The organism is Micromonospora sp. DH14, assembly GCF_029809455.1.
In the GTDB taxonomy this organism is placed as follows: Bacteria; Actinomycetota; Actinomycetes; order Mycobacteriales; family Micromonosporaceae; genus Micromonospora; species Micromonospora parva.
The window spans coordinates 48,945-60,187 of sequence record NZ_JARVKT010000038.1 but is presented as its reverse complement, the minus strand read 5'-3'; the positions used below and the strand labels follow the sequence as shown (position 1 = coordinate 60,187).

Below are 11,243 nucleotides of genomic sequence, written 5' to 3'. Positions count from 1 at the left end.
GGTGACCGTCGTGAGGGCGGGTACCAGGGCGGCGACCGCACCCGCTCCGGCCCGCCGCGTGAGGGTGGCTTCCGTGGCGGTGACCGTGACGGCGGGTTCCGTGGTGGTGACCGCCGTGAAGGTGGCTTCCGCGGCGGCGATCGGGACGGTTCGCGTTCCAGCGCCCCGCGTGAGGGTGGCTTCCGTGGCGGCGACCGTGACGGCGGCTTCCGTGGCGGTGACCGCCGTGAGGGCGGTTTCCGCGGCGGCGATCGGGACGGTTCGCGTTCCAGCGCCCCGCGTGAAGGTGGCTTCCGTGGCGGTGACCGTCGTGAGGGCGGGTACCAGGGCGGCGACCGCACCCGCTCCGGCCCGCCGCGTGAGGGTGGCTTCCGTGGCGGTGACCGTGACGGCGGGTTCCGTGGTGGTGACCGCCGTGAAGGTGGCTCCCGTGGTGGTGACCGGGACGGTTCGCGTTCCAGCGCCCCGCGTGAGGGTGGCTTCCGCGGCGGCGACCGTGACGGTGGCTTCCGTGGTGGTGACCGCCGTGAGGGCGGGTACCAGGGCGGCGACCGCACCCGCTCCGGCCCGCCGCGTGAGGGTGGCTTCCGTGGCGGTGACCGCGACGGCGGGTTCCGTGGTGGTGACCGCCGTGAAGGTGGCTCCCGTGGTGGTGACCGGGACGGCTCGCGTTCCGGCGACCGCCGTGAGGGCGGGTTCCGTGGCGGTGACCGCGAGGGCGGCTACCGGGGCGGAGAGCGTACCGGCGGTTCCCGGGCCGACGAGCGGCCACGTCGTGAGGGGGAGTTCCGTCGGGACGACCGCGCGGGTGGCTCCGAGTCGTTCGAGGGCGGGCGCAGTTCGGCCCCGGCGTTGCCGGACGACATCGTCGCGACCGACCTCGACAAGGACGTCCGCGCCGAGTTGCTCTCGCTGAACAAGCCGGTCGCCGAGACGGTGGCCCGGCACCTGGTCGCGACCGGGCAGCTGATCGACGAGGATCCCGCCGAGGCGTTGGCGCACGCGCTGGCCGCCCGGCGGTTGGCGTCGCGCATCTCCGCCGTCCGCGAGGCGGTCGGTCTGGCCGCGTACCACGCGGGGGAGTGGCAGTCGGCGATCGCCGAACTGCGCACGTACCACCGGATGAGCGGGTTGCAGAGTCACCTGGCCGTGCTCGCGGACTGCGAGCGGGCTCTCGGCCGGCCGGAGCGGGCCATCGACCTGTTCCGTGGCGCAGACCGGGAGAAGCTGGACCAGGCCGTGGCGATCGAACTGCTGATCGTCGCCGCCGGGGCACGGGGTGACCTCGGGCAGAAGGACGCCGCGGTCGCGATGCTCCAGGTCCCGGACCTCACCAGCGAGGCCACCGTGCCGTGGACGGCCCGGCTGCGGTACGCGTACGCCGACGCGCTGCTCGCGGTGGGTCGGCGCGACGAGGCCCGCGAGTGGTTCTCCCGCGCCGCTGACGTGGACACCGAGGGCGAGACCGACGCCGCCGAGCGGCTGCTCGAACTCGACGGTGTTGTCATCGAGGGTGACGACGAGGACGAGGCCGCCGAGGAGATCGCCGCTGGCCCGGGCGCTCCCGGCGCGGTGCCGGCCCGACCCGACGCCGACCTGACCGGTGACGACGAAGAAGACGAAGACGAAGACGAAGACGACGACGAAGAAGACGAAGACGACGACCGGGACGATGACGAGGACGACGCGGACTTCGACGACGACGAGGAGGACGCCGCTGTCGGCCGTCCCGGCGACGACGAGGACTTCGACGACGAGGACGAGGACCGTCACCCGAGCGGCAACGCCGACGCGGGCACCGCTGGCGACAGCGGTGTGACGTCCGGCGACGCGGCGGACGGCGACGCAGCGGACGGGGACGCAGCGGACGGGGACACGGCGAACGCCGCCGGGACCCTGCCGGCCGAGGGCGACGAGTCAGGGTCGACGCGGCGGTGAGCGCGGGCGTGGGGGAGCGGCTGGTCGACGGGTACACCCTGGTCGTCTTCGATCTGGACGGCGTGATCTACCTGATCGACCGGCCGATCCCCGGCGCCGTCGAGGCGGTGGCCCGGCTGCACGCCGAGGGACGGGCGGTGGCGTACGCGACCAACAACGCGTCCCGCCGCTCCAGCGAGGTGGCGGACCTGCTGACCGGAATGGGTGTGCCGGCCCGGCCGGAGGAGGTCCTCACCTCCGCCGCCGCCTCGGCCGAGTTGCTGCGTGACCGGCTGCCCGCCGGCGCGTCGGTGCTGGTGGTCGGCGCGGAGGCGCTGCGCGCGGAACTGCGCGCGGTCGGTCTGACCCCGGTCACCCAGGCCGACGAGAAGCCGGCGGCGGTGGTGCAGGGGTACGGCCCGCAGGTCGGCTGGGCCGAGTTGGCCGAAGCGTCGATCGCGGTACGGGCCGGTGCCATCTGGATCGCCACCAACACCGATCGGACCCTGCCCAGTGGGCGAGGTCCGTTGCCCGGCAACGGTTCCCTGGTCGCCGTGCTGCGGACGGCCTTGGAGCGGGACCCGGACGTGGTGGTCGGCAAGCCGGAGCCGGCGCTGTTCCAGACCGCCGCGCGGCGCAGTGGCGGTGGGCGGAGCCTGGTGGTGGGTGACCGGTTGGACACCGACATCGAGGGCGCCTGTCGGGCTGGGCTGGACAGTCTGCTCGTGCTCACCGGCGTGCACGGCGTACCGGATCTGCTGGCCGCCGAGCCGCAGCGGCGTCCCACGTACGTCGCGAGGGACCTGGCGGGGCTGTTCGACCCGGCTGCCGCCGTGCGGGTGCCGGGCCCGGCGGACGCCGGCGGCTGGTCCGTGACCGACCGGGACGGCACGCTGGAGCTGGCGGGGACCGGTCGACAGCTGGACGCCCTCGCGGCGCTCTGCGCGGTGGCCTGGTCGGCGCCGGCGCCGGCGCTGCCGAAGATCCGTCCGGTGGGCCCGGACGCGGCCCACGCGATGGAGAGCTTCGGTCTGACCGCTGCCGGGTGACGGCAACAGTCAGAGCAGACGGCAACGGTCAGAGCAGCTTGCGCAGCTTCAGCAGGTCGAACGGGTTGGCTTTGATCGACACCCGGCGGGAGGTCACCGCGTTGGTGACGTCCAGGTCGCCGCGGACCAGGGCGAGCAGGTCGTCGCTGGACGTGCTCAGCGCGATCTTGGCCTTGGGGTCGTCGCCGTCGGTCAGCTCGACCAGCCGGCCGCCGGTGATCCGGCCGTGAAACGCGGTGTCCAGGTCGGTGATCCGGCAGGCCAGCGTCCGGTCCAGGTCGATCCGTTCGCGTACCGTCTCGGCGTTGCGATCCAACCGGGCGGCCAGCTCCTGCAACGCCTGGCGGCACTCGTCCACGCTGGCCACATCTCCCCCTCGTTGATCGCCACGCCGTCCTCGGCACCGTACCGCACGGACCGGTCCGGGGTGCCCGGTAGCGTGACACCTGCACACCCCGCCCCGTGGAAGGACTCAGGCATGCAGGACGCGTGGCGCGCCTACCTCGAGCTGGCCATGGGCCTTACGGAGGCGCCCCGGAAGAAGGCCCAGGACGTGGCACGTCGCCTCGTCGGCTCCGGCGGCGCGACCGCCGCCCAACTCCAGGCCCTCGGCGAGGAACTGCTCACCACCAGCGCCGCCAACCGGGAGGCGTTGACCAAGCTGGTCCGCTTCGAGGTCGACCGGGCCCTCGGTGCGGTCGGTCTGGCCACCGCCGACGAGGTGGCCGAGCTGACCCGACGGGTGCACGACCTGGAGCGGCAGCTACGGCAGGCGCGGTCCGTCGACGCGTCGACCGCCGGCCCGACGCCAGCACCCGACCCGACTGCCGCCGCGCGGCCCGGCACCGGCCTCGTGCCGTCCGACGCCCCCGCCGGTGCGCCGGTCTCCGCGCCGGTCGCGAAGAAGGCGGTCGCGAAGAAGGCGGTCGCGAAGAAGGCCATCGCGAAGAAGCCGCCGGCGGCGGTCAGCCGGAGCGCCGACGAGGACGTTCCGACGCCGGCGGCGATGCCCGCCAAGAAGGCGGTCCGCAAGCAGCGGCCGGACGACGCCGAATGACCCGGCCCGGCCCACCGCCCGGCGGCTCGTTCCCGGCCCGCCCCGGCCCACCGGCAGGCAGCTCTTTCCCGGCCCGCCCCGGCCCACCGGCGGGCAGTTCCTTCCCGGCCCGGCCCGGGCCGCCGGCGGGTGCCCGGCCCGGGCCGCCGCCGGAGTTCGGGGACGACGACGAGACGCGACACCCGGCGGTGGACGCGGCCGTGCAGTCCCTGGCGAACGCGGCAACGCTCGCCCCCGCCGACCAGATCGCCCAGTACGAGGCGGCCTACGAGACGCTGCGGGAAACCCTCGCCACCATCGACCAGACCTGAGCGGGACGACCAGGCCTGAGCAGACCGGAGAACCACCCATGGCACGTCGTAACCGGCTGGACGCCGAACTCGTCCGGCGCGGTCTGGCCCGCTCCCGTGAGCAGGCCGCCGCGTTGGTGGAGGCCGGCCGGGTCCAACTGCGGGGCGTGGTCGCCCGCAAGGCGGCCGCGATGGTCGACCCCGCCGACCCGCTCCTGGTGACCGGTGCGGACCCCGCCGAGGAGTACGTCTCCCGGGGTGGGCACAAGCTCGCCGGGGCGCTGGCCGCGTTCGCCCCCGGAGGGTTGCGGGTCGCCGGGCGGCGCTGCCTGGACGCGGGCGCGTCGACCGGCGGGTTCACCGACGTGCTGCTGCGCGCCGACGCGGCCGAGGTGGTGGCGGTGGACGTCGGGTACGGGCAGCTCGCCTGGCCGCTGCGCACGAACGAGCGGGTCCGCGTGCTGGAGCGCACCAACGTTCGTACCCTCGACGCGGACACCATCGGCGGCCAGGTCGATCTCACGGTGGCCGACCTGTCGTTCATCTCGTTGCGGTTGGTGCTGCCGGCGTTGGCCGGCTGCACCCGCGACGACGGTGACCTGGCGTTGATGGTCAAGCCGCAGTTCGAGGTCGGCAAGGAGCGGGTCGGCGCCGGCGGTGTGGTCCGCGATCCGGAGCTGCGCGCCGAAGCGGTGCTGGACGTGGCCGCGGCGGCCGCGCGGCTCGGCCTCGGCCTGGCCGACGTGGCGGCCAGCCCGCTGCCCGGGCCGAGCGGCAACGTGGAGTTCTTCGTATGGTTGCGCCGGGGCGCACCACCGGCCGACCCGCAGCGGGTGCGGGCCGTGGTGGCGGCCGGGCCGGACGGCTCGACGACGACCGGCGACGTGCCGGACGGGGCGGCGGAGGAGGTCGCAGGGTGAACGCGCGCAGCGAGGGCGCCGCGACGACACGCGGTTGTGGCGGGGCGACGGTGTCGCGGTGCCGCCTAGTCCAGGACGGGCGGGCGACCCGATGAGCCGGACCGCGCTGCTGGTGACCCACACCGGTCGTCGGCGCAGCACCGAGCACGCCCGGTCGGTCGCCGCCGACCTGATCGACGCGGGTTTCGAGGTACGGGTGGTCGCCGACGAGGCCGACGACCTCGACCTGCCCGGCGTGGTGCCGGTCGCCGGCCCGCAGGCCGCCGAGGGCGCCGAGATCGTCTTCGCTCTCGGTGGGGACGGCACCTTCCTGCGCGCCGCCGAGCTGGCCCGGCCGGCGAAGGCGCCGCTGCTCGGCATCAACCTCGGCAAGGTGGGCTTCCTGGCGGAGGCGGAGATCGACGACCTGGACACCGCCGTCCGGGACGTCGTCGGCCGCAACTACACCGTCGACGAGCGGCTGACCCTGGACGTCACCGCCGAGTTCGACGGCGGGCCGACCATCGAGTCGTGGGCGCTCAACGAGATCAGCATCGAGAAGGGCGAGCGGGCGCAGATGCTGGAGCTGCTCGTCGACGTGGACGGCCGGCCGCTGTCCCGCTACGGCTGCGACGGTGTCGTCTGCGCCACGCCCACCGGCTCCACCGCGTACGCGTTCTCCGGTGGCGGTCCCGTGGTCTGGCCGGAGGTGGAGGCGCTGCTGCTGGTGCCGATCAGCGCGCACGCGTTGTTCAGCCGCCCGTTGGTCACGGCCCCGACGTCCACCTTCGTGATCACCGTCGACCCGTTCACCACCCTCGCGGTGCTCTCCTGCGACGGCCGGCGGGTCTACGACCTGCCACCCGGCGCGCGGGTGACGGTGCGCCGCGGCGCCCTGCCGGTGCGCATCGTGCGGCTGCGCCCCCGCCCGTTCACCGACCGGCTGGTGGCCAAGTTCGACCTCCCCGTGCACGGGTGGCGCGGCAGCCGCCGGTGACCGTGGCACACACTGTCGGTGGATGTGCGGTGTCCACCTGACGACATGTCGCCGCTGCGGCGGCTGGCGACTAGTGACCTGGTGACGCGCGCCGTCGCAGACTCCGATCGGCCCTCATCTACGGATGGTGGGCCTGGAGGAGTAGAGGAGCGCATCGCATGCACTGGTCCCCCCGCTGGCTCGCCGTCGGCGCGGTCGGCGCGTTGGTGGTCGGCGTCGCCGCACCGGCGTCCGCCGACCCGCCCGCCCGGCCCACCGGCCCGACGTCGGGCACGCCCGCCCAGCACGCACCCGTCCGCATCACCCTGATCACCGGCGATCAGGTCGATCTGGTCCAGGCGGCACCCGGTCGGGTCGCCGCCACCGTCCACCCCGGCCCGGGGCGCAACCGGATCACCTTCCAGACCGTCGAGGCCGACGGCGGGTTGCGGGTGCTGCCCAGCGACGTCGTGCCGTACCTCTCCGCCGGGGTGCTCGACCCCGACCTGTTCGACGTCCAGGAGTTGGCGGCCGACGGGTACGGCGACGCCGCGCAGGCCACGTTGCCGCTGATCGTGCGCTACCAGGAGCCGGCCGCCGGACGGGTCAGGCCGCTGGCCGGCGCCACCGGCGCGCGTCCCCTGGAGAGCATCAACGGCGCCGCGATGCGGGTCGGCAAGGGCGAACTCGGTGCTCTGTGGACGTCGCTGCGCGGCGCGCCCGGGCAGCGGGTCACCGCCGGCTCACCCGCCCGGCTCGGCGCGGGTGTCGCCCGGATCTGGCTGGACGGGAAGGTCCGCCCGACGCTGGAGCACAGCGTGCCGCAGATCGGCGCCCCGGCCGCCTGGGCCGCCGGCCGCGACGGTGCCGGCGTGAAGGTGGCGGTGCTCGACACCGGCGTCGACGCCACCCACCCCGACCTGGCCGGTCGGATCGCCGAGGCGCAGGACTTCTCCGACAGTGGCAGCGCCCGCGACGGGCACGGTCACGGCACCCACGTGGCCGCCACCATCGCCGGCAGCGGGGCGGCGTCCGACGGGCGACGCAAGGGTGTCGCCCCGGGCGCGCGGTTGCTGGTCGGCAAGGTGCTCGACGACGCGGGCTCCGGCTACAGCTCGTCCATCATCGCGGGTATGGAGTGGGCCGCCCACTCCGGCGCGAAGGTGGTCAGCATGAGCCTCGGCGGCGACCCGACCGACGGCACCGACCCGATGAGCCAGGCGGTGAACGACCTGACCGCCGAGACCGGCGCGCTCTTCGTGGTCGCCGCCGGCAACTCGGGTGCCGCGCGTACCGTCGGCGCGCCCGGCGCGGCCTCGGCGGCGCTCACCGTCGGCGCGGTGGACCGCGCCGACAACCTGGCGGAGTTCTCCAGCCGAGGCCCGCGCCTCGGCGACAACGGCCTCAAGCCCGAGATCACCGCGCCGGGGGTCGGCATCATCGCCGCCCGGGCCGCCGGAACCACCATGGGTACGCCGGTGGACGACGCCTACACGACCGCGTCGGGCACCTCGATGGCCACCCCGCACGTGGCCGGAGCGGCGGCGATCCTCGCCCAGGAACACCCCGACTGGTCCGCCGTGAAGCTCAAGGACGCACTGGTCAGCACCACGAAGGCGAACCCGGCGTTGACAGTCTTCGAGCAGGGCGCCGGCCGGGTCGACGTGGCCCGCGCGCTCGGCCAGCGGGTGTACTCCTCCGCCACCGCCGACTTCGGTCGGCTCAGCACCGGTGGCGCGACGGTCGAGCGGACCGTGACGTACACCAACGGCGGCACCACCCCGCAGACCCTGCGGTTGGCCCTGGAGTTGCGCAACCTGGACACCCGCGCGGTCGAGACCGACGGGGTGGCGGTCGGCGGCGCCGAGGTGACGGTGCCGGCCGGCGGCAGCGTCGCCGTGCCGCTGCGGGCGGACCCGGCGAAGCTGGACCGGGGGGTGCACGGCGGGTGGCTGGTGGCCACCGGCGCGGACGGCGTCGCGGTGCGTACCGCCGTCGCGCTGACCCTCAGCGGCCCGCTGCGCACCGTCACCGTGAAGGCGCTGGACATGAAAGGTCAGCCGGGTCTCGCGTCGGTGCTCACCCTCTTCGGTGAGCAGCCCGAATCCGACTGGCTCGGGTGGGTCGGCGGCGAGGTGCAACTCCAGGTCGAGGACGGCCCCTACCTGGTCGAGGCGTTGATCGAGCACGGTGCCCCACTGGACGAGCAGATCACCCTGGTCACCGACCCGGAGCTGCTGGTCGACCGGGACCTCACCGTCGTGCTCGACCCGCGCAAGGGCACCCCGGTACGGATCGAGACGCCGAAGCCGACCGAGCAGCGGTCGACGATCAGCTTCTACGAGCACCGGGTCTTCGGCAACGGCCGGCAGGTCAATCACGGGGTGATGACCTACAGCACCATCCAGCAGGTCAACGTCACGCCGACCCGCCCGGTACGCCAGGGCGAGTTCGAGTTCGCGTCCCGCTGGCAACTGGTCGCTCCGATGGTGGACGCGAAGATCAGCGGGGTGTCCGGTCCGCTGGACATCAACCTGCTGGGTTACTCGCCGGCGCCGGCCGACCGACGCAAGCTGCCGCTGGTCTGGGCCGGCACCGGCACCCCCGCCGAGCTGACCCGGGTACGCGGCGCCGCGGCGCTGCTCACCAGCAGCCCGGACGCCTCGGAGGAGGAGCAGATCGCGGCGGCGGCCGCCGCCGGCGCTGCCGTGGTGCTGATCGTCCGGCCGGCGGACTTCAGCGCGTGGACGGTGTGGCAGCCGCTCGGGGAGCGGTTGCCGATCCCGTCGATGGTGGTGGCCAACGACGACGGGCAGCGGCTGATCGCGGCGGCCAGGAAGGGCCGGGCGACGCTGGACCTGACGTTGACGGTGGACAGCCCGTACCTGTACGACGTGTGGCAGGTGTCGAAGGGCCGCGTGCCGGAGCGGATCACGCACACGGTCACCGGGAAGAACACGGCCGAGGTGACCGCCAGCTACGGCGACGTCGGCGGTACGCCGTGGGCCAGCGAGCAGCGGTTCGGCTGGCGCCCGTGGCAGGAGACCTCCTGGAACGACGACCAGCGCCCGGTGCGTACCGGCACCACCCGCCAGGAGTTCGTCAGCGCCGGGGACAACTGGTGGCAACACCAGGTCCTGCACAAGGTCACCTGGTCCTGGGGGCGGCTGCTCGGCGGGCTCACCCAGCAGCCCCGGCAGTACGCCGCCGACGACCGGGTCGCCGAAACCTGGCACGCTCCGGTGATCCGACCGGCCGTGCCGGCCGGCGGCGGTGTCCCGGTACCGACCCGTACCGGGGACACCTTGAACCTGCGGGTGGCCGAGTTCGTCGACGCTGACGGTAACTTCAGGGAGGCCGGCGGCAGCGAGGAGTCGGACACTGTCGCGATCCGGGTCAGCCGCGACGGGCAGCAGATCGCCGACCTCTCCGGCGGGTGGGCGCCGGTGCCCACCACTGCGAAGTCGGCCCGCTACCGACTGGACCTGACGACGCAGCGGTCCTCGGACGAGTGGCGCTACGGCACGCGCACCGACACCGCGTGGGAGTTCACCTCGGCCCGACCGGCGGGCGACGCCGCCACCCCGTTGTCGCTGCTGCAGGTGGACTACCGGGTGCCGGCCGACCTGTCCGGCACGGTCCGCGGCAACCGGTCGCACCAGGTGGGGCTGACCCTGCGGCAGCCGGCCGGGGTGCCGGCGCCGACCGGCACCAGCGTCCGGGTGCAGGTCTCCTTCGACGGGGGCGTCACCTGGCGCAACGCGCCGACGAAGGGGTCGGGCACCCGGTACACCGCGACAGTGCCGGCGGGGCGCGGCACGGTGTCGCTACGGGTGCACGCCGCCGACCGGGCCGGGAACACCGTCGACCAGACCGTGCTCCAGGCGTACGGGCTGCGCTGATGCGGCGAGGGCGGGGCGGCCCGGCCGTCCCGCCCTGGGGTCCGCCGTCGGTCGACGGCGGACCCTTGCGGCCTCAGAGCCAGCCGCGGCGGGCGACCTGGAACGCCAACCCGGGCCGGGTGTCCACGCCGGCGGCGGCCATCAGGTCGGCGATGCGCCGTTGCACGGTCCGCCGGCTCACCCCGAGCTGGGAGGCGATGGACTTGTCCGGTACGCCCGCCACGAACAGCGACAGCAGCCGCGCCTCGTCGGCGTCGGGCTGGTAACCGTCGCCCGGGTGACACTCGGGCTCCGGCCGTCGACCCTCGGGGGCCGCGACGGCGAGCGGGTCGTCGAGCCGCAGCCGGGTGGCCACCCGCCAGTGACTCTCGAAGAGGGCGAGCAGGGCGTCGAGCAGTTGACTGCGCCCGATCACGGCGGCGCTCGGTTCGCCGCCGGCACGGTCGGGCACCAGCGGGCAGATGGCGGTGCGGGCGTCCACGATGGCCAGTCGGACCGGCAGCCGGTCCAGGACGCGGGCCTGCTCACCGGCGGCGACGCCCTTGGCCAGGTCGGCCAACGCGCCCGGCTCCAGCAGCAGGTCACGCTCGTAGATGGCCCGGTAGCTCACCCCACGGGCCAGCGCGTCGAACTCCTCGACGTTCTCCGGGCCGGCCATGGCCAGGGGATTGGCCCGGCAGAACCAGAGCACCTCGGTACGCGCCGAGTTCTGCAGGTCACGCAGGCGGTCCCGGAGGACCCGGCCGCCGGTGATCACCTCCACGAGGTGGTCGACGTGGTGCCGGCGCAGCCCGGAGCGGTACTCCTCGGCCAGTTGGGTGACCAGTTGGCGGGCCGCCTCCAGGTCCTCCTGGCGGCGCAGCAGCGTCCCGCCGAGGGCGACGTCCGGGGCGGTCGGGCGCAGCGGGGCGTCCGGGTCGTTGTCGGTGGGCTGCACGAGGCCCTTGCCGCGCAGCGCCTCGACCTGGGCGACGACCTGCTCACGGGGGCGGTGCAGGCGATGGACCAGCTCGTCGATGCGGGCCGTGGTGAGCTGGAGCAGGCAGCGGTAGAGCTCCTCCTCAGCCGGGGTCAGGCCGATCACGTCCAACACGGGGCAGAACTGTACGTCGGCCGGGTGCGGGCCGTGCCCGGGCCCGTCGGCTGGTCAAGT

The 11,243-nt window shown here is 74.4% G+C and carries 9 protein-coding genes; 7 read left to right on the top strand and 2 right to left on the bottom strand.

Annotated elements, in window-relative coordinates:
* Positions 1-936 precede the first annotated feature (936 nt).
* Both QCZ28_RS30545 and QCZ28_RS30540 read left to right on the top strand, forming a co-directional pair.
* Entirely contained in the window at positions 937-1,938 is a 1,002-nt protein-coding gene (locus tag QCZ28_RS30545) for a Replicase polyprotein 1ab (RefSeq protein WP_279519854.1), read from the top strand.
* Positions 1,935-2,966 carry an HAD-IIA family hydrolase gene (locus QCZ28_RS30540; RefSeq protein WP_279519853.1) on the top strand — a complete coding sequence of 344 codons (1,032 nt, stop codon included), beginning with the start codon at positions 1,935-1,937 and terminating at the stop codon, positions 2,964-2,966. The genes QCZ28_RS30545 and QCZ28_RS30540 overlap by 4 nt, the downstream gene beginning before the upstream one ends.
* 28 nt (positions 2,967-2,994) lie before the next feature.
* On the opposite strand, the gene QCZ28_RS30535 is transcribed toward QCZ28_RS30540, so the two are convergent.
* Positions 2,995-3,333: an SCP2 sterol-binding domain-containing protein gene (locus QCZ28_RS30535; RefSeq protein ID WP_030334914.1), complete on the bottom strand. Its 339-nt coding sequence runs from the start codon at positions 3,331-3,333 to the stop codon at positions 2,995-2,997.
* Positions 3,334-3,444: 111 nt separating this feature from the next.
* Here QCZ28_RS30535 and QCZ28_RS30530 point away from each other — a divergent pair, with 111 nt between their 5' ends.
* The 5 genes from QCZ28_RS30530 (at position 3,445) to QCZ28_RS30510 (ending at position 10,090) form a co-directional block, all read left to right on the top strand.
* On the top strand, positions 3,445-4,023 hold the full coding sequence (locus QCZ28_RS30530; protein WP_279519852.1) for a hypothetical protein: 579 nt from the start codon (positions 3,445-3,447) through the stop codon (positions 4,021-4,023).
* Positions 4,020-4,334, top strand: coding sequence for a hypothetical protein (locus QCZ28_RS30525; RefSeq protein WP_347815140.1), 315 nt, complete (start codon positions 4,020-4,022; stop codon positions 4,332-4,334). The genes QCZ28_RS30530 and QCZ28_RS30525 overlap by 4 nt, the downstream gene beginning before the upstream one ends.
* Positions 4,335-4,372: 38 nt before the next feature.
* On the top strand, positions 4,373-5,233 hold the full coding sequence (locus QCZ28_RS30520; protein ID WP_279519851.1) for a TlyA family RNA methyltransferase: 861 nt from the start codon (positions 4,373-4,375) through the stop codon (positions 5,231-5,233).
* Between the two features lie 91 nt (positions 5,234-5,324).
* Positions 5,325-6,209 carry an NAD kinase gene (locus tag QCZ28_RS30515; protein ID WP_279519850.1) on the top strand — a complete coding sequence of 295 codons (885 nt, stop codon included), beginning with the start codon at positions 5,325-5,327 and terminating at the stop codon, positions 6,207-6,209.
* A 158-nt stretch (positions 6,210-6,367) separates the two neighbouring features.
* A complete protein-coding gene (locus QCZ28_RS30510; RefSeq protein ID WP_279519849.1) occupies positions 6,368-10,090 on the top strand; it encodes a S8 family serine peptidase in 3,723 nt (1,240 codons plus the stop codon).
* A gap of 73 nt (positions 10,091-10,163) precedes the next feature.
* Here QCZ28_RS30510 and QCZ28_RS30505 read toward each other — a convergent pair whose 3' ends face one another.
* On the bottom strand, positions 10,164-11,183 hold the full coding sequence (locus QCZ28_RS30505; protein WP_279519848.1) for a helix-turn-helix domain-containing protein: 1,020 nt from the start codon (positions 11,181-11,183) through the stop codon (positions 10,164-10,166).
* Between the last annotated feature and the right edge of the window lie 60 nt (positions 11,184-11,243).

Excerpts from the sequence above, each read along its gene's own strand:
- QCZ28_RS30520 (WP_279519851.1), top strand. The coding sequence starts at position 4,373 with ATGGCACGTCGTAACCGGCTGGACGCCGAACTCGTCCGGCGCGGTCTG.
- QCZ28_RS30510 (WP_279519849.1), top strand. The coding sequence starts at position 6,368 with ATGCACTGGTCCCCCCGCTGGCTCGCCGTCGGCGCGGTCGGCGCGTTG.
- QCZ28_RS30515 (WP_279519850.1), top strand. The coding sequence starts at position 5,325 with ATGAGCCGGACCGCGCTGCTGGTGACCCACACCGGTCGTCGGCGCAGC.
- QCZ28_RS30530 (WP_279519852.1), top strand. The coding sequence starts at position 3,445 with ATGCAGGACGCGTGGCGCGCCTACCTCGAGCTGGCCATGGGCCTTACG.
- QCZ28_RS30525 (WP_347815140.1), top strand. The coding sequence starts at position 4,020 with ATGACCCGGCCCGGCCCACCGCCCGGCGGCTCGTTCCCGGCCCGCCCC.